Below are 17,089 nucleotides of genomic sequence, written 5' to 3'. Positions count from 1 at the left end.
GATTTCGGTGATGATGCCCGTCAGGTTCTCGGGTACAAGGGCTCAAGGCGATCGAGGTGTACGGCGTAGATGAACGGCCCTGCCATTGATGCCGTCCTGAATATCGCTTCTCGGTTCCTGATGAAACGCTCCGCATACTCCGCAGAAGTGAGATCACCGCGGCTGATGACATAGCACCGCGCCTGATGCTCACTGACCGCGTCGATCTCTGCGCGACGGTAACGGATCTTCTTGTCCTTCATCAGGACGGGCCAGCCGAGCTTGGCGGTTTGTTCGATCCACTCAACGTCGGCGACCTGCTCGTCTTGGGGCACGCCATAGTGCTCGGCGAGCGTGATGATGTTCCAACCGGCGACTCGGAGTAACCGGGGCACGGCGACGCGGCCCAGACTCCGGTCGACGAAGAACTTAAGCGGCTGCTCGTGTTGCGACACGCAGGGCGTCCTCGACTTCGACCTGGGTCAGCCCGAATTCTTCGGCGACCGCCTGGATTGGCTCACCTGCCTGGAAGAGATCGAGCACATCTTCCAATTTCGCACCGCCGTGCGCGAATCGCGGCCTGCCAAAGGCGTGTTCCGCATCGATGAGAACATCCGCGACGCGATACTGCGGAAGCCTGATCATCTGGGCATACCCATCGTCGGCGAACTCAACGCGGCGTAGGTACTCTTCGACGACCTCGGCGAAGACTCGCTGGTTGTTGCGGACCACCACGAGCTCTCTGGCCGAGATGCCCCCAGGGGTATCTGCCGCGTGTTCGGCGTAGTCGTAAAGAACCTCGGCTCCGTCGGTGAACAGTTGCCGACTGGCCAAGGCGTGTTCCAAGCCGAGCTCTCGCTTGAGCGCGTCGATGGCCGGCCTGATCCGCTGAAGAGGAACACCGGCGTGCCGGAAGGCCGCCAGCGCGTACGCTTCGGCCAGCCCGACGAACGGGACCGCCGGGTCCTTTCGCCGGGCCGGCCGAACCGCAGTGATCACAGGCCGCACGCTGACAAGAGCCCCACCGGGCCTCCTGCGCTCGTAGCCGAAGGCCCAGGTTGTGAACGTCGACGCAGGAACCGCCAGGTAATCCGCCGCCTCGGCGATCCCGTAAAGCGGAGTGGAGAATCGATCCACCGCCAAGCCTGTCACCTCCGGCCTCGGCTTTCCAGGATGAAGCATCCTGACAGACGGGGGAAGCAACGACGCCACCGTCCCGGCGCGATCCCCACCACGCCGACCGTCTCCGAGAACGCCTGCCATGTCAGCCCCGCGATCGACACCGACAGGCGCGGCATGCCGCGTCATGACTCTGATGCATGGACCGAGCATCCACGACGAACGGTGTCAGCGCAACCACTTTCCGTTGGTACCGGCCGGTGGGACCCGCCGGCTACTCGCTCCGGTTCCCAACAGGGGATCGGCGATCCGTGGATGACCGGGCCCTGAATCCGCGGCCGGCGAGGTTCGAGCATGGACGCACACGCCGACCCGCAGCGGATCTCGCCGCGGGAAGAAGGAGACCGCTCATGCCTCGCACCATCGGCCTCGCCGTCCCCGACCTGTCCGGGAGGCTCGCCGTCATCACCGGCGCGAGCGACGGCATCGGCTTCGTCATCGCCACCCGCCTCGCCGCGGCGGGCGCCGAGGTGATCATGCCGGTCCGCACCCCGGCCAAGGGCGAGAGCGCGGCCGGCCGCATTCGCGGCCTCGTCCCGGGTGCGAAGATCACTACCCGCGCCCTCGATCTGGCCTCGCTCGACTCGGTGGCCGCGCTCACGGACCGGCTCGTGAGTGAAGGCCGCCCGATCGACATCCTCATCAACAACGCCGGTGTGATGACACCGCCCAGCCACCAGGTCACCAAGGACGGATTCGAGCTGCAGTTCGGCACCAACCACCTCGGTCACTTCGCGCTCACCCTAGGCCTGCTGCCGCTGCTCCGTGAGGGCAGGGCCCGGATCACGCACCAGACGAGCATCGCCGCGCACAGCGGCGCGATCAACTGGGACGACCTGAACTGGGAGCGCGGCTACGACGCGCGGAAGGCCTACAGCCAGTCCAAGATCGCGATCGGCCTGTTCGCCCGCGAGCTCGAGGCGCGCAGCAAGGCGAACGGGTGGGGTATCACCAGCAATCTCTGCCACCCCGGCATCTCCCCCACGAACCTGCTGTCCGCGCAGCCCGGCATGGGGCGGCAGAAGGACACCGGCGCGGTCCGCGTGATCCGGGTGCTCTCTCGCCTGGGCATCATCGTCGGCACCGTCGACACCGCCGCCCTGCCCGCGCTGCTGGCCGCGACCGGCCCGGACGCGCGGGGCGGCCGGTTCTACGGCCCCAAGGGACCGGGCGGTCTCGGCGGCGCTCCCGCGCAGCAGGAGCTATGGGCTCCGCTGCGCGACCTGGACGACGCCCGCAGGATCTGGGAGGCCTCCGAGCGGCTGGTCGGCGTGCGCTTCCCCGTGTGAACCCCACCGCACGTCTCACGGGGCAGGGCGGATGAGGACCTCAACTCAGCCCGTACACGCGGCGGGCCGTTCCGCCGAACACCGCGTCCCGGTCCCCGGCCGGCACCGCCTCCCGCGCCAGGTCGAGGACCTGCCCGTACGACGCGGCGAGCGTGCAGACCGGCCAGTCGGAGCCGTACATCACGCGGTCCGCGCCGAAGGAGTCCAGCACATGACGGGCGTACGGCAGGATGTCGGCCGGTTTCCACTCGGGTGCCGCCTCGGTGAGGAGGCCGGACAGTTTGACTGTCACGTTGGGCAGCGCGGCCAGCGAGGTGATCCAGCCCGCCCACGGCTCCCAGGCGCCGCCGGCGATGTCGGGCTTCCCAGCGTGGTCGAGGACGAAGGACACCTCCGGCAGCCGGCGCACGAGCTCCAGGGCGGCCGTGGCCTGCGGCGGCCGGATCAGCACGTCGTACACCAGGCCGGCGGCCCCGACGGCCGCGATGCCGCGCGTGACCTCCGGCCGCAGCAGCCACGCGGGGTCCGGCTCGTCCTGGGCGAGGTGCCGGATACCGACGAGCAGCCCGCCCGCCGGGCTCTCCCGCACCTCGGCGATCCGGTCCGCGACGTCGGGCGCGGTCAGGTCCACCCAGCCGACCACACCCGCGATCGGACCCGGCTCGTCGCCGTGCTCGAGCTCGACCGGGTCGGCCGCGACGGCCAGCAGGTCGTACGTCTCGCCGACGTCCTGCAGCGCCTGCACGGCGATCGAGTCCCGCACGCCGTACGGCCGGGTCAGCTCCGTGTAACGGGCCGCGTCGAACCGGCCCTGGAGGGGATCGGCCCACGGGCCGTCCATCCAGGAGTAGTCGCGGACGCCGGTGTCCCACAGGTGATGGTGGGCGTCGACGAGCGTGCTCACAGCTCCTCCCAGAGCGCCTCGGGGATGTCCAGCTCGAACAGGTCGCAGTTGTCGTCGACCTCCGCCGCGCTGCGGCAGCCGACCAGAACGCTCGCCACCACCGGGTGCCGCAGCGGGAACCGCAGCGCCGCCGCGCGCAGCGGCACGCCGTGCCCGGCGCAGATCCGTTCCAGCCGGGCGACGCGTTCCAGCAGCTCCGGCGGGGCCGGCGCGTAGTCGTACGTGGTGCCGCCGGCCAGCAGCCCGGAGTTGAACACGCCGCCGGCGACGACCGAGGTGCCGCGCCGGACGCACGCGGGGAACAGGTCCTCCTCCGCCGACCGGTCGAGGAGCGTGTACCGGCCGGCGCACAGCACGACGTCCAGGTCGAGGCGTTCGACGAACCGCGTCAGCATGGGGGTCTGGTTCATCCCCGCGCCGATCGCGCCGACCACGCCCTCGTCGCGCAGCGCGGCCAGCGCCGGGTACGCCGTCGCGTACACCTCTTCCTCGTGGCCGTCCGGGTCGTGCAGGTAGACGACGTCCACGTGGTCGGCGCCGAGGCGTTCCAGGGACTCCTCCAGGGACCGGCGGATGCCGTCGGCGCTCCAGTCCCACACCCGCTTGTACGGCGGCGGGTCGGCGAAGCCCTCCTCCTCGGGCGGCTCCCCGGGTCCGAGGGGAACGATGATCCGCCCGACCTTGGTCGACAGCACGTACGCGGCGGCGGGCGCGGCGCCTGCGGACGCGGCGGTCAGGGCGGCGCCCATGCGGCGTTCCCCGCGGCCGGCGCCGTAGTGCGGCGCGGTGTCGAAGTACCCGATGCCCCGCTCCCGGGCGCGGCGTACGGCCGCGGTGGCATCGGCGTCGGAGACCGGGGCGAACAGCCCGCCGATCGCCGCGCCACCGAACGACAGCGTCGTCACCTCGACCGGGGAGGATCCGAGTCTGCGGCGTTCCATCACTACTCCTGTGCCTGCCCCGACGTGATCCGGCTGATGATCAGCGCGATGAGGATGATCGCACCGTTGAGCGCGCCGATCCACTGCGCCGGGACGCCGGCCAGCGTGAGCACATTCTGGATCATGTAGAGCAGCAGGATGCCGGTGAAGGCGCCGAAGATCGTGCCCTTGCCGCCGTTGAGCGAGACGCCGCCGATCACCGCCGCCGCGAACACCGTGAAGATCGCGCCATTGCCCTGGCTGGCCGCGACGGAGGCGAGCCGTCCGGTGAGCAGCAGGCCGCCGAGGGCGGCGAGGAGGCTCGCCAGCACGAGCGTGCCCCACAGCACCCGGTCGACGCGGATGCCGGCGGCGCGGGCCGCGTCGGTGTTGCCGCCGATGGCGTACAGCGCGCGGCCCCAGCGGGTGTAGCCGGTCACGACGATGGCCAGGGCGTACAGGACCAGGCAGATCCAGATCGACGCGGGCAGGCCCAACCAGACCGCGTTGCCCAGGTAGACCATGGAGGACGGCAGGTTGAAGAACGTCTTGCCGCCGCTGATGCCGGTCAGCAGGCCGCGCAGCACGATCAGCATGCCGAGCGTGACGATGAAGCCGTTCAGGCGGAACCGTACGATCAGCAGGCCGTTGATCCAGCCGATGACGGCGCCGATGGCCAGGGTGACCGGGATCGACCAGGCGCCGGACAGCCAGCCGACGCCGTGCGTGACGCCGGGGGCGAGCACGAGCCAGGCGGCGATGCCCGGGGCGAGGCCGAACGTCGACTCCAGCGACAGGTCCATCCGCCCGCAGATGAGGATGAGCGCCTCGGCCAGCACGAGCAGGGAGATCTCCGACTGCTGCTGCAGGACGTTGACCAGGTTGTCCCAGTGCAGGAACACCGGGTTGACGAAGTAGCCGACGATGGCGATCACGATGATCGCCGGTACGAGCGCGAGGTCGCGCAGGCGCGCCAGCCGTGGCGCGGTGATCCGGCCGCGGGCCGGCGCGGCCATGGCCGTCTGTGTCTCAGTCACGGATGCCCTCCATCGCGGCGATCAGTTCGTGGTCGGCCCAGCCGGCCGGCATCTGGGCGACGACGGCGCCCTTGAACAGGACGGTCACCCGGTCGCAGGGGCGCAGGTCGTCGAGGTCGTCGGAGATGATCAGGACGCCCGCCCCGCCGGCGGCCGCCGCGGCGGCCGTGCCGAGGAGCGTCTCCTTGGCCTTGACGTCGACCCCTGCGGTGGGTTGCATGAGCACCAGCACCTTCGGGTCGCCCGCGAGCGCGCGGGCCATGACGACCTTCTGCTGGTTGCCGCCGGACAGCGCGGACACCGGCTGCTCCGGCCCGGCCGCCTTGATGTCCAGGTCGCCGATGGCCTTGGCGCCGAGTTCGTCGCGCCGCCGCGATCCGACGAGCCCGAAGCGGCCCAGCCGTTCGGGGACGGTGAGGGTGGCGTTCTCGGCGATGGACAGGCCGGGCACCAGGCCCTCCTTGTGCCGGTCCTGCGGCACGAAGCCGAGGCCGGCCCGCAGGGCCGCCTGCACGCTGCCCGGCCGTGGCGTCGTCCCGCCGATCTCGACGGTGCCGCGGGCGGCCCGGCGCAGGCCGACGATCGACTCGCCGACGGCCATCTTCCCGGAGCCGCCGGCCCCGGCCAGCCCGACGATCTCGCCGGGCGCGACGGTCAGCGACACGTCCTCGAAGACGCCGGGGATCCCGAGTCCGGTGACGGTCAGCGCGGGCGCGGCGCCGGGCGCCGGCGCGGGCCGGCCGGCGCCGAGGTCGATCAGCCCGGTGGCCTCGCCGGTCATCGCGGTGACCAGCGCCTCCTTGCCCAGCTCCGCGACCGGAGAGGTCACGATGTGCCGGGCGTCGCGCATGACGGTGACGGTGTCGCAGACCTCGTACACCTCGTCGAGGTGGTGGCTGATGAACAGGAACGTCACCCCGGACTCCCGCAGGGAGCGCATGCGGGCGAACAGTCGCTCGATCGCCTGGCCGTCGAGCTGGGCGGTCGGCTCGTCGAGGATGATGAACCGCGAGCCGTGCGACAGCGCCCGCGCGATCTCCACGAGCTGCCGCTGCTCGACGGTGAGGCGCTCGGCGGGCGCCTGCACGTCGACGTCGACCTCCCAGGCGTCCAGGAGCTCGCGGGCGCGGCGGCGCAGCGAGCCCCACGAGATCAGGCCGCGGCCCTGCCTGTTCAAGAACAGGTTCTCGGCGACGGACAGGGACGGGATGACCGTGAGCTTCTGGTACACGCAGGCGACCCGCTGCCGCCACGCCTCGCGGTCCGCGAGCGGCGGGGCGGGCTCGCCGCCGAACTCCACCGTTCCGGAGTCCGGGGGTACGAGGCCGGTGAGGATCGACACGAGCGTCGACTTCCCGGCGCCGTTGCGGCCGACGAGGGCGTGGATGTCGCCGTCATCGACGGTGAGCGACACGTCGTTCAGCGCGACGGTCACGCCGAACCGCTTGGTGATGTGGTGAGCCGCCGCGACCGGCCGTACACCGGCCGCGGCACTGGCGGAATGGCTCATTTGACCTGGTTGCCCCAGAGCTGGGGGTCTGTCGCCTTCAGCGAGCCCGCGTAGGTGCCGTCCTTGGTGACCAGCGGCGCGGGCAGTTGGTCCTCGAGCAGGCCGGGCCGCGGCGCGACGATCGTCGAGTCGTGGTCGGTCTTGCCCGGCGCGAACTTCTTGCCGTCGATGGCGGCCTTTACGTAGTACAGCGCGTATTTGGCGTACAGGTCGGCGGGCTGGGAGACGGTGGCGTCGATCTGCCCGGCCTCGATCGCCTTCAGCTCCTCCGGGATGCCGTCGTTGGAGATGATCGCGATGTGCTTCGGATCGCCCGGCGGGACGAGCAGGCCCTTCTGCTTCAGCACGTTGAGCGTCGGAGCGAGGAACGCCCCGCCCGCCTGCATGTAGATCCCGTTCAGGTCCGGGTTGGCGGCGAGCGTGGTCTGCAGCTTGTTCGCGCCGACGTCGCCCTTCCACTCCGTGGGCAGGCCGATGACCTTGACGCCCGGGTAGTTCTGGGACATGCACTGGTTGAACGCCTCGGTGCGGTCCCGGCCGTTGATGGAGGCCAGGTCGCCCTCCAGCATCGCGACCTTGCCCTTGCCCTTCAGCGTGTCGCCGAGGAACTTGCAGGCCTTCTCGCCGTACGCGCGGTTGTCGGCGCGGACCACCATGTAGACGTCGCCCTTGTCCGGGCGGGTGTCCACGGTGACCACCGGGATCTTCTTCTGCTTCAGCTGGTTCAGCGTGGGCGCCACCGCCGCGGTGTCCTGCGGGGCGAGGACCATGCCCTTCACGCCCTGGCCCATCAGCGACTGGACGTTCGCGGTCAGCTTGGCGATGTCGTTCTCGGAGTTCGTGGTCTTCAGGTCGAGGCCGTCCTGCTTGCCGAACTGCGGGACGTACTTGATGTAGGAGTTCCAGAAGTCGGTGTCGGACCGGGGGTAGTCCACGCCGACGGCGCCGCCGCCGGCCGAGCCGCCACCACCGCTGCCGCTCTTGCACCCGGCCGCCAGGCAGGCGGCCGCCGCGAAGACGGCACCCGCCGCCAGCATTCCTCGCTTCATCGCGTCCTCATTTCTCGTGGCGAAGTCGCAGGCCGGCCATGCCCCCGTCGACCGCCAGCGCCGTTCCTGTCGTCGCCGACGCCAGCGGGCTCGCCAGGTAGGCGATCGCCGCGGCGACCTCCTCCGGGCTGACCAGCCGGCCGCTCGGCTGGCGGGCCGCCAGTGCGGCCCGCTCCGCCTCCGGATCGTCGGTCGCGGCGAGCAGCCGGCCGATCCAGGGAGTGTCGGCGGTTCCCGGGTTGACGCAGGTCACCCGGATGCCGTCGCGCAGGTGATCCGCCGCCATCGCCAGGGTGAGCGACTGCACGGCGCCCTTGGTCGCCGAGTACAGCGCCCGCTGCGGCAGCCCGGCGGTGGCCGCGATCGAGCAGGTGTTGACGATCGCGGCGTGCTCGGATCGGCGCAGGTGCGGCAGCGCGGCGCGGGTGACCCGCACCATGCCGAACACGTTCACGTCGAAGACGTTGCGCCACTCGTCGTCGTCGTTGTCCTCGACCGTGCCCTGCGCGCCGATCCCGGCGTTGTTGACCAGCACGTCCAGGCCGCCGAGGTGGGCGGCCGCCGCCGTGACCGCCGCGCGGACCGACGCGTCGTCCCGTACGTCGGCCCGTACCCCGTGCAGGGCCGCGGGCGGATCGGTGAGGTCGAGGCAGCTCACGGTCGCGCCGCGCTCGGTGAGCAGCCGGGCGGCGGCGAGCCCGATGCCGGAGGCTCCTCCGGTGACGAGCGCCCTGACGCCGTCGAATTCCACGTCACAACCTCCAGGCGGGGCCGTCGGGGAAGGCGTACTCGCGCAGGCTGTCGGGCTTGATCTGCGCCGACATCCCCGGAGCCGACGGCGCGAAGTAGCGGCCGTCCCGGATGCGCACCGGGTCGGTGAAGTGTTCGTGCAGGTGGTCGACGTACTCGATGACGCGGTCCTCGGTGCTGCCGCTGACGGCGAGGTAGTCGAACATCGACAGGTGCTGCACGACCTCACACAGCCCGACCCCGCCGGCGTGCGGGCACACCGGGACGCCGTACTTGGCGGCGAGCAGGAGGATCGCGACGTTCTCCGGCACGCCGGCGACGCGGCAGGCGTCGATCTGCAGCACGTCGATCGCGTCGGCCTGCAGCAGCTGCTTGAAGATGACGCGGTTCGCCACGTGCTCGCCGGTCGCCACCCGTACGGGCCGGACCGCCCGGCGCACGGCCGCGTGGCCCAGGATGTCGTCGGGGCTGGTCGGCTCCTCGATCCACCACGGGTCGTACGGCTTGAGGGCCTCGACCCATTCGATCGCCTGGCCGACGTCCCACCGCTGGTTGGCGTCGATGGCGATGCGGATGCCGGGGCCGACCGTCCGGCGGGCCAGCTCCATGCGGCGCACGTCGTCGGCCAGGTCACCGCCGACCTTCAGCTTGATCTGGGTGAAGCCCTCCGCGACGGCCTCCCGGGCGAGGACCACGAGCTTTTCGTCGGTGTACCCGAGCCAGCCGGGCGTCGTCGTGTACGCGGGGTAGCCGCCGGCCAGCAGGGCGGCCTCCCGTTCCTCACGTCCCGCGCGCGCCGCCCTCAGCAGCTCGACGGCCTCCTCCGGGCGGAGGGCGTCCGTGAGGTACCTCCAGTCGGCCAGGTCGACGATCTGCTCGGGCGGCAGGTCCGCCAGCAGCCGCCAGACCGGCTTGCCGGCGACGCGCCCGGCGAGGTCGAACGCCGCGTTGATGATCGCGGCGGCGGCCATGTGCACGGCGCCCTTCTCCGGGCCGAGCCAGCGCAGCTGGGAGTCGTGGAGCAGCCGCCGCGAGAACTCGCCCAGGTCGGACAGGTCGAGGTCCAGGCCGACGACCAGCGGCGCGTACGCCCGGATCGCGGCGACGCACACCTCCGTGCCACGCCCGATCGTGAAGGTGAACCCGTGTCCCTCGGCGCCGTCGTCCGTGCGCAGGACGGCGTAGGCCGCGGAGTAGTCCGGGTCCGGGTTCATCGCGTCCGAGCCGTCGAGCTGCCGCGAGGTCGGGAACCGGATGTCGTGGGCCTCGAGCGCGACGACCTTCATGCGAGCCTCTGCCGCTGCCGGCCGAGCCCGTCGATCTCGAGCTCCATGACGTCCCCCCGGCGTAGGAAGGGGATGCCGGGGCTGCCCAGCGCGACGCCGGCCGGGGTCCCGGTGTTGATGACGTCCCCGGGGTCCAGGACCATGAACTGGCTGAGGTACCAGATCAGGTGGTCGACCGGGAAGATCATGTTCTCGGAGTCGCCGTCCTGGCGGAGCTCGCCGTTGACCCAGAGCCGCAGCCCGAGGTTCTGGGGCTCGTCGATCTCGTCGGCGGTCACGAGGTACGGCCCCAGGGGGTTGAACGTCTCGCAGGACTTGCCCTTGTCCCACTGGCCGCCGCGTTCGAGCTGGAACTCCCGCTCCGACACGTCGTTGCTGATCGCGTACCCGGCGATGAGCGGGCGGGCGTCCGCCGGCGAGTCCAGGTAACGGGCGCGGCCGCCCATGACGACGGCCAGTTCGACCTCGTAGTCGGTCTTCTCGCTGCCCCGGGGGATGAGCACGTCGTCGTCCGGGCCGACGACCGTGTTCGACGCCTTCATGAAGATGATCGGCTCGGCCGGGGTGTCCGCGCCGGTCTCCTCCGCGTGGTCGCGGTAGTTCAGCCCGATGCACACCACCTTGCCGGGCCGGGCCAGCGGTGCGCCGATCCGCTCGGCGTTCTGGAGGGGCGGCAGTTCGCCTGCCGCGTACGCCGCCCTGGCCCGCTCCAGACCGGCGGCGAGGAAGTCGCCGTCGATGTCGCGGGTCAGGCCGGACAGATCGAGGAGCGAGCCGTCCTCGGCCAGGACCGCGGGGCGTTCGGCGCCTTCCGGTCCGACACGCAGCAGCTTCACGTGGTCGTACTCCCTGCTCGTTCGGTTGGTCCGACCTCTCCTGCACTCATCGGACCTCTTGTGCCGACATAAGACCATTAAGGGGCAACGTGCTGGCAATACCCCGTTACATAGTTGTTACTTTTGACAAATTGGTAAGACCACTTCGCATCAGGCAGGATGTGATCCGCCGTCGGAGGAGGGAGCGCGCGTGACGGAAGACGCCGGGGTGAAGACCACCGTCACCCAGCGGGCGATCGATGAGATCAAGACCCGGATCGCCATGGGTGAGTTCACGCCCGGCCAGCGCCTGCCGACCGAACGCGACCTCGCCGCCGACCTCGGGCTGTCCCGCAGCTCGATGCGCGAGGCCATCCGCGCCCTGACCGTCATGGGGGTCCTGGAGGCCCGCCACGGGGCCGGCATCTACGTCACCCGGCTCGAACCCGGCGACCTGCTGGAGACGTTCGGCGTGGTCGCGGAGATCTCCCGCGGCGACACGCTGCTGCACCTCGTCCAGGTCCGCAAGATCCTCGAGCCGGCGGCCGCGGCCGCCGCGGCGGCCCGGATCGACGACGAGGGACTCGCCCGCCTGCGCGCCGAGATGGCGGCGATGGAGCGGGGCGGGAAGGCCGAGGAGATCGTCGGCCACGACATGGAGTTCCACCGCATCATCACGGAGGCCGCGGGGAACCCGGTGCTCGCCGCGATCCTGGGCGGGCTCAACAGCCGTACGTTCCGGGCCCGCGTCTGGCGCGGCTACCGCGAGGAGGGCGTCTTCGCGCGCACGTACCGCGAACACGACGCGATCTACCGCGCGCTGCTCGATCGCGACCCCGACGGCGCTCGCATCGCCGCCGCGGTCCACATCGGGGCCGTCGAGGACTGGGCCCGCCGCCAGCAGCAGGAAGAGGAGTGACGTTGCGCGTCGCACTGCACACCCGGCTCAAGCCGGGCCGCGAGGAGGAGTACGAGCAGGCGCACCGGGAGGTCCCGCCGGAGCTCGTCCAGGCGATCAAGGACGCCGGCGCGCACGAGTGGACGATCTGGCGCAGCGGCCTCGACCTGTTCCACGTCATCGACTGCGACGACTACGCCGCCCTGCTGGCCGCCCTGGAGGACCTGCCCGTCAACGTCGCCTGGCAGGCGCGCATGGCCGGCTACCTCGACGTCGTGCACGACTACTCCGGCGACGGCGCCGCCAAGGGCCTTCCCGCCGTCTGGCACCTGCGGTAGGGCCCCGCCGGTCCGCCGCCGGGAGCGGATCACTCGCTCGGCATCATGACCCAGAGGATGATGTAGAGCACGAACTGAGGTCCGGGCAGCAGGCAGGACAGGATGGCCAGCAGCCTGACCGTCCAGGCCGACATGCCGTACCGGCGGCCGAGCCCGGCGCAGACACCGGCGATGACACGCCCCTGGCGCGGACGGGACAGACCGTTCATCACGAACACTCCTTCTCGGTTGCCTGTCTCCGACGCTATGGCGCGCGCCCGGCCCGCACATCGCTCCCCGGACCGATCCGGGCTCCTCCCCTGGACCTACGGGGTGACCCCTAGGGGACGTCGACCGACTCGCCCGGGCGGAGCCGGCGGAACTCCGCCTTCTGGCGCTCGCCCTCCCCGGCCAACTGGCCGTCCAGCAGGCCCAGTCCGGCGTCGTTGAGCAGGCCGTCGTGGACGGCGAAGGCGCGGCGGGGCGCCACCGCCCGCAGGTACTCGATCATCTCCGGGGCCTTCATCCACGGCGCCTGGCCCGGCACGAGGAGCGTCGGCGCCTCCAGGACGGTGAAGGCGTCACCCGGGTGGAAGACCTCCCCGTCGATGAGGAACCCGATGTTCTCCACCGGCGGGACGTCGGGATGGACCACCTCGTGCCGCTGCCCGGCCACGGCGACCTCGAACCCGGCGATCGTCAGCGCGTCCCCCTCACCGACCGTACGGACCCGGTCCCCCAGGTCGCTCAGGTCGGCGGCGACGGCGCGGCAGGTGTAGACCGTGAGGCGCGGATCGTCCACCAGGGCCTTGCGCAGGCGTTCCGCGGCGTAGTGATCGAAGTGCTCGTGGGTGATGAGGACGGCCTCCGCGCCCGCGATCGCGTCGCCCTGCGGCGTCAGGCCGCCCGGGTCGATGACGATGGTCCGGTCGTCCTTCTGGAGGCGGACACAGGAGTGCCCGAGCTTCGTCAACCTCATCCCCCGATCGTGCCACGCGACCGGCGGGCGGTTCCGCGCCCGGCGGGCCATTGACGGACCAAGTGACAGCTTGGTAAGCCTTGATCGACATCGGGGAAACCACGGCGGGGGCGCACTGAGGAGGCCGGACATGCCCGTTCCCGACCAGCGGGATCCCACGGTGACCCGTGCGGTGCTGACCCGATGGCTGGCGGAACGCCTGCCCGGCGGCGATGTGACGCTGTCCGAGCTGGAGATGCCCGCGACGACCGGGTTCTCCGCCGAGACACTCCTGTTCGACACCGCCTGCGGCGGCCGTACCCAGCGGTTAGTCGCCAAGGTGGCGCCGGTCCGCTACCAGGTCTTCCCGGACCCGCTGCCGTACGCCGACCAATACCGGCTGCTGCGCCTCCTCGACGAGCGGACGACGATCCCCGTCCCGCCGATGCGCTGGTACGAGGCCGACCCGGCGCTGCTGGGCGCGCCCTTCTACGTCATCGACCGGGTGGACGGCCGGGCCCCCGGCGACGACCCGCCGTACCACCAGGCGGGATGGGTCGCCGAGACCACGCCCGAGCGGCGGCGCCGCATCTGGACCGCGGGCCTGGAGATCATGGCGGAGGTCCACCGGCTGGACCCGGCGCCGTTCGCCTTCCTCGACCGGCCCAGGTACGGGCGGACGGGCCTGGACCAGCGACTCGGCTACTACACGCACTACATGAGCTGGGCGTACCACCGCCCGCAGCCGACCTGTGCCGAGGCGCTGCGATGGCTGCGCGACCACCGGCCGCCCGAACCCGGCCCGCCGGTCCTGCTGTGGGGCGACTCCCGCATCGGCAACATCCTCTACGGCGACGACGGCGAGCCGCGCGCCGTGCTCGACTGGGAGATCGCCACGCTCGGCGCGCCCGAGGAGGACCTCGCCTGGTTCATGTTCCTGGACCGGCACCACTCGGAGGGCATCGCAGTGCCGCGCCTGCCCGGCTTCCCCTCCTACGCCGACACCGTCGCGTACTACGAGGAGCTGAGCGGCCGGCGAATGCGGCACCTGGCGTACTACGAGGTCCTGTCCGCGTTCAAGTTCGCGGTGATCATGGCGCGGATCGGGCAGGCGTTCATCGACTTCGGCCTGGTGCCGCCCGACAGCGACTTCCCCGTCGACAACACCGCCTCACGGCTCCTGGCCGCGCTCCTCGGCCTCCCCGCGCCCCGGCCCGTGACCGGCCCGCCCTCCGGAGGCCCGCGATGACGCTGTCCCCGCTCGACGACTACCCGGTCCACCAGGTGCCCGACGTCATGCGCCACGTCGGCACGTCGGACCGGAACTTCTATGACCGGTACTACTTCAACTGCCACTCCCGCTCGGACGAGCTGATGCTGATCGCCGGGCTCGGGCAGTACCCCAACCTGGGCGTCACGGACGCCTTCGCCCTGGTCCGGTACGGCCCGCTGCACCGCGTCGTCCGCGCCTCCCGCGAGCTGGGCGCCGACCGGATGGACACGACGGTCGGCCCGTTCCGCGTCGAGGTGCTGGAGGGCCTGAAACGCCTGCGCGTCGTCCTCGGCCCGAACGACCACGGGCTGTCGTTCGACCTGACCTGGGAGGGGGCGATCCCGGCGCAGCTGGAGCCCCCGCACTTCGTCCGCGCCCGGGAACGGGTGGTGTTCGACTCGCGGCGGCTCGCGCAGACCGGCCGGTGGACCGGCTCGATCACCGTGGACGGCACGACGCTGCCGGTCACCCCGGACCGCTGGTGGGGCAGCCGCGACCGGTCCTGGGGCATCCGCCCGGTCGGGGAGGCGGAACCACCGGGCATCCAGGCGAAGAACCCGGCGAGCTTCTACTGGGTGTACGCCCCGATGCAGTTCGAGGACCACGCGATCCTGTGCATCCTCCAGGAGGACGCGCAGGGCCGGCGGATCCTGGAGGAGGCCGTGCGCGTGTGGCCGGACGACCGCGAGCCGGAGTACCTCGGCCGTCCCGGCTACCGGCCGGCGTACGCCCCGGGGACCCGCGACGTCACGGAGGCGGTGCTCTCCTTCGCGCCGCCGGCGGGCGAGCCCTTCGAGGTGCGCGTCACCCCGCTGCTGCCCGTCCACCTGATGGTCGGCAGCGGCTACGGCCTCGAACCCGACTGGCGGCACGGGATGTACCAGGGACCCGAGCTGAAGGTCCAGGGCGTGACCTACGACCTGCGGCGCCCGGAGGACGCCGCCCGGATGTGGGGCATGGTCGACTCCGTCGCCCGCTTCGACTACGAGGGCGGCGTCGGCCACGGCCTCTTCGAGTACTGGGCCCTCGGCCCCCACCCGACCTTCCCGGCCGACCTCACCGAGTCCTGACCCGGATTTTGTCGGCATCACATGCTGTAGTCACCCCGTCGCCCATCGTCAGGACGGGCCGGGAGGAAGGTGCTACGGTCATGCTCGTGTCGAGCCTCGAAGAGCGGGTCAGCGCACTGGAGAAGGACGTACAGATCCTGCGCATGGCGACCCATGGGTGGGCGGAGGTGGCGGTCGCCGCCGACCGTAAGGTCGGTGGCGTGCCCGAGCTGCTCAACCTCATCTACGGCGAGATCGCGTTGATCAAGGAGACGCTCGCCCGCCACGATGAACACTTCACCGCCATCGAGACCCGGCTCGGCGGGGTCGAGGACCGGATCGACCGGGTCGAAACCCGGCTCGACGGGATCGAAACCCACCTCGGCGGGGTCGAAAGCCGCCTCGACGGGATGGATCCCAAGCTGGATCTGATCCTGGACCGCCTGGCGGCCTGAGGACGACAAAGGCCCCGGGCTCGCGGACGCGGGCCCGGGGCCGGTCGGTTCCAGGTGGTCAGGTCTGTTCCGCGAGGCGGAAGGTGACGTCCCCGTTCTCGTCGACGCTCGCGTCCAGCGTCATCTCGTCCAGGATCGTCGCCGCGTCCGGTTCCAGGTAGACGCGCGCGCCCTGATCCTCGACGATCTCATCGCCGGCCTGCGGCCCTTCGGCCACCGCGAGGGAGAGCGTGCCCGTCTCCTCCGTCTGGCCCTGGGTCGCGATCCGCAGGCCGGTCTGTGGTGAGAGCTCGGGCTGGCTGGTGACGGTACGGATCACCTGGACCGCCGAATCGGTCAGCGTCAGCACGGTCGACAGCTCCTTCGGTTCGATTGCAGGTCAGCACGGCGCACGCACGGCCCGTGCATGCGCCCTGCCATGCCCGACGCTCCTTGTCGGCAAACATCCGGGATTCGGCGATTCTCCGGTTATCGGGGAGCGAGAGCGGAAACGGCGTCCGGAATCGACAGCTCGCCGTTCGGCAGGACGGCGAGGATCGGGGTGTCCAGACCGGCCTCGACGTACGCGCGGACGCGTTCCCGGCAGGCGTCCGGCGGACCGTGCACGACGAGGTCGTCGACGACGTCGTCCGGGATGGCGTCCAGGGCGGCCCGGCGGTCCCCGGCGGCCCACGCCTCGTTCATCGCGGCGAGCCGCTCGCCGCGGCCGAGCCACTCGTGGAAGGCCGCGTAGACGGGCACGGTCAGGTACGCCGCGATCAGCCGGCGGCCGAGCGTCCGCGCCTCCTCGGCGTTCGACGTCGGGCAGACGAAGATCCGCGCGATCAGCTCCTTCTCCGTGCCGAACGCGCTCCGCACCGTACCGACGTCCTGCGGCGCCAGCCAGTTGGTGATCGCCCCGTCGGCCTCGCGGGCGGCGAGCCGGAGCATGCCGGGCCGCAACGCGGCGAGCACGATCGGCGGGGGCGTCTTCGGCGGGTTGTCGAGCCGGAAGCCGGACACGCCGAGCGCCTCGTCGGTGACCTTCTCCCCCGCCAGCGCCCGGCGCAGGAACCGCAGCGTGTCCCGGACCCGCTGGTACGGCTCGGTGAAGGGGATGGCGTTCCACCGCTCGACGATGACCTGGGAGGACGTCCCGAGGCCGAGCACGAACCGGCCGGGGGCCAGGTCGGCGAGGGTGGCGGCCTGCTGGGCGAGCAGGGCCGGGCCACGCGTGTAGACCGGCACGATCGCGGGGCCGAGCCGCAGGTCCGGGGCCCACTGCGAGGCGAGCGCCAGCGGGGTGAAGGCGTCCGTCCCGTTGCTCTCCGCCGACCACGCGTCGGTGTAGCCGAGGCCGGCCAGGCCCTCGACGATGTCGCGGTGGGCGGCCAGGGGCACGCCCATGAGCGGGATCGTCAGTCCCCATCGAGACATGCGGA

At 71.3% G+C, this 17,089-nt stretch carries 20 protein-coding genes; 6 read left to right on the top strand and 14 right to left on the bottom strand.

The features are described 5' to 3' along the window. Nucleotides 1-20 precede the first annotated feature (20 nt). On the bottom strand, nucleotides 21-434 hold the full coding sequence (locus tag NE235_RS25045) for a PIN-like domain-containing protein (protein WP_252807114.1): 414 nt from the start codon (nucleotides 432-434) through the stop codon (nucleotides 21-23). Next, nucleotides 409-1,116 (bottom strand): DUF433 domain-containing protein, encoded by a 708-nt coding sequence (locus tag NE235_RS25040; protein WP_252807242.1) that lies wholly within the window; start codon nucleotides 1,114-1,116, stop codon nucleotides 409-411. Before NE235_RS25040 ends, NE235_RS25045 begins: the two co-directional genes overlap by 26 nt. 392 nt (nucleotides 1,117-1,508) lie before the next feature. On the opposite strand from NE235_RS25040, the gene NE235_RS25035 reads away from it, so the two are divergent. Further along, entirely contained in the window at nucleotides 1,509-2,447 is a 939-nt protein-coding gene (locus tag NE235_RS25035) for an SDR family oxidoreductase (RefSeq protein WP_252807111.1), read from the top strand. 40 nt (nucleotides 2,448-2,487) lie between these two features. Here the strand turns inward: NE235_RS25035 and NE235_RS25030 are convergent, their stop codons facing one another. The 8 genes from NE235_RS25030 to NE235_RS24995 are packed head-to-tail and all read right to left on the bottom strand — an operon-like array spanning nucleotide 2,488 to nucleotide 10,739. Then, on the bottom strand, nucleotides 2,488-3,351 hold the full coding sequence (locus NE235_RS25030) for an amidohydrolase family protein (protein ID WP_252807109.1): 864 nt from the start codon (nucleotides 3,349-3,351) through the stop codon (nucleotides 2,488-2,490). Further along, nucleotides 3,348-4,292: an aldo/keto reductase gene (locus tag NE235_RS25025; protein ID WP_252807107.1), complete on the bottom strand. Its 945-nt coding sequence runs from the start codon at nucleotides 4,290-4,292 to the stop codon at nucleotides 3,348-3,350. Before NE235_RS25025 ends, NE235_RS25030 begins: the two co-directional genes overlap by 4 nt. 2 nt (nucleotides 4,293-4,294) lie before the next feature. Beyond that, the gene (locus tag NE235_RS25020; protein ID WP_252807106.1) at nucleotides 4,295-5,308 is read right to left on the bottom strand and encodes an ABC transporter permease; all 1,014 of its coding nucleotides are present in this window, start codon (nucleotides 5,306-5,308) and stop codon (nucleotides 4,295-4,297) included. Beyond that, nucleotides 5,301-6,818 carry a sugar ABC transporter ATP-binding protein gene (locus NE235_RS25015; protein ID WP_252807104.1) on the bottom strand — a complete coding sequence of 506 codons (1,518 nt, stop codon included), beginning with the start codon at nucleotides 6,816-6,818 and terminating at the stop codon, nucleotides 5,301-5,303. The genes NE235_RS25020 and NE235_RS25015 overlap by 8 nt, the downstream gene beginning before the upstream one ends. Then, nucleotides 6,815-7,867: a sugar ABC transporter substrate-binding protein gene (locus tag NE235_RS25010; protein WP_252807102.1), complete on the bottom strand. Its 1,053-nt coding sequence runs from the start codon at nucleotides 7,865-7,867 to the stop codon at nucleotides 6,815-6,817. The genes NE235_RS25015 and NE235_RS25010 overlap by 4 nt, the downstream gene beginning before the upstream one ends. 7 nt (nucleotides 7,868-7,874) lie before the next feature. After that, a complete protein-coding gene (locus NE235_RS25005) occupies nucleotides 7,875-8,618 on the bottom strand; it encodes an SDR family NAD(P)-dependent oxidoreductase (protein WP_252807100.1) in 744 nt (247 codons plus the stop codon). Between the two features lies 1 nt (nucleotide 8,619). After that, a complete protein-coding gene (locus NE235_RS25000) occupies nucleotides 8,620-9,903 on the bottom strand; it encodes an enolase C-terminal domain-like protein (RefSeq protein ID WP_252807099.1) in 1,284 nt (427 codons plus the stop codon). After that, complete coding sequence (locus NE235_RS24995; protein ID WP_252807097.1) at nucleotides 9,900-10,739, bottom strand: fumarylacetoacetate hydrolase family protein; 840 nt, start codon at nucleotides 10,737-10,739, stop codon at nucleotides 9,900-9,902. Before NE235_RS24995 ends, NE235_RS25000 begins: the two co-directional genes overlap by 4 nt. Nucleotides 10,740-10,929: 190 nt before the next feature. On the opposite strand from NE235_RS24995, the gene NE235_RS24990 reads away from it, so the two are divergent. After that, entirely contained in the window at nucleotides 10,930-11,637 is a 708-nt protein-coding gene (locus NE235_RS24990) for a FadR/GntR family transcriptional regulator (RefSeq protein ID WP_252807095.1), read from the top strand. A 2-nt stretch (nucleotides 11,638-11,639) separates the two neighbouring features. Continuing rightward, entirely contained in the window at nucleotides 11,640-11,954 is a 315-nt protein-coding gene (locus tag NE235_RS24985) for an L-rhamnose mutarotase (protein ID WP_252807093.1), read from the top strand. 29 nt (nucleotides 11,955-11,983) lie between these two features. Here NE235_RS24985 and NE235_RS24980 read toward each other — a convergent pair whose 3' ends face one another. Both NE235_RS24980 and NE235_RS24975 read right to left on the bottom strand, forming a co-directional pair. Then, nucleotides 11,984-12,163, bottom strand: coding sequence for a PspC domain-containing protein (locus NE235_RS24980; protein WP_252807240.1), 180 nt, complete (start codon nucleotides 12,161-12,163; stop codon nucleotides 11,984-11,986). Nucleotides 12,164-12,273: 110 nt separating this feature from the next. Next, on the bottom strand, nucleotides 12,274-12,912 hold the full coding sequence (locus tag NE235_RS24975; protein WP_252807091.1) for an MBL fold metallo-hydrolase: 639 nt from the start codon (nucleotides 12,910-12,912) through the stop codon (nucleotides 12,274-12,276). Between the two features lie 130 nt (nucleotides 12,913-13,042). Between NE235_RS24975 and NE235_RS24970 the strand changes: the two genes are divergently transcribed. The 3 genes from NE235_RS24970 to NE235_RS24960 all read left to right on the top strand — a co-directional run bounded on the left by NE235_RS24970 (nucleotide 13,043) and on the right by NE235_RS24960 (nucleotide 15,668). Beyond that, complete coding sequence (locus NE235_RS24970; RefSeq protein WP_252807089.1) at nucleotides 13,043-14,140, top strand: phosphotransferase family protein; 1,098 nt, start codon at nucleotides 13,043-13,045, stop codon at nucleotides 14,138-14,140. Beyond that, entirely contained in the window at nucleotides 14,137-15,234 is a 1,098-nt protein-coding gene (locus NE235_RS24965; protein ID WP_252807087.1) for a hypothetical protein, read from the top strand. The genes NE235_RS24970 and NE235_RS24965 overlap by 4 nt, the downstream gene beginning before the upstream one ends. Before the next feature lie 80 nt (nucleotides 15,235-15,314). After that, on the top strand, nucleotides 15,315-15,668 hold the full coding sequence (locus NE235_RS24960; RefSeq protein WP_252807085.1) for a hypothetical protein: 354 nt from the start codon (nucleotides 15,315-15,317) through the stop codon (nucleotides 15,666-15,668). A gap of 58 nt (nucleotides 15,669-15,726) precedes the next feature. Here NE235_RS24960 and NE235_RS24955 read toward each other — a convergent pair whose 3' ends face one another. Next, nucleotides 15,727-16,017 carry an iron-sulfur cluster biosynthesis family protein gene (locus tag NE235_RS24955; protein WP_252807083.1) on the bottom strand — a complete coding sequence of 97 codons (291 nt, stop codon included), beginning with the start codon at nucleotides 16,015-16,017 and terminating at the stop codon, nucleotides 15,727-15,729. A 119-nt stretch (nucleotides 16,018-16,136) separates the two neighbouring features. After that, the gene (locus NE235_RS24950; RefSeq protein WP_252807081.1) at nucleotides 16,137-17,084 is read right to left on the bottom strand and encodes an LLM class F420-dependent oxidoreductase; all 948 of its coding nucleotides are present in this window, start codon (nucleotides 17,082-17,084) and stop codon (nucleotides 16,137-16,139) included. Between the last annotated feature and the right edge of the window lie 5 nt (nucleotides 17,085-17,089).

This window comes from Actinoallomurus spadix, from assembly GCF_024055725.1.
In the GTDB taxonomy this organism is placed as follows: domain Bacteria; phylum Actinomycetota; class Actinomycetes; order Streptosporangiales; family Streptosporangiaceae; genus Actinoallomurus; species Actinoallomurus spadix.
This window is presented reverse-complemented; position numbering and strand designations above follow the sequence as displayed.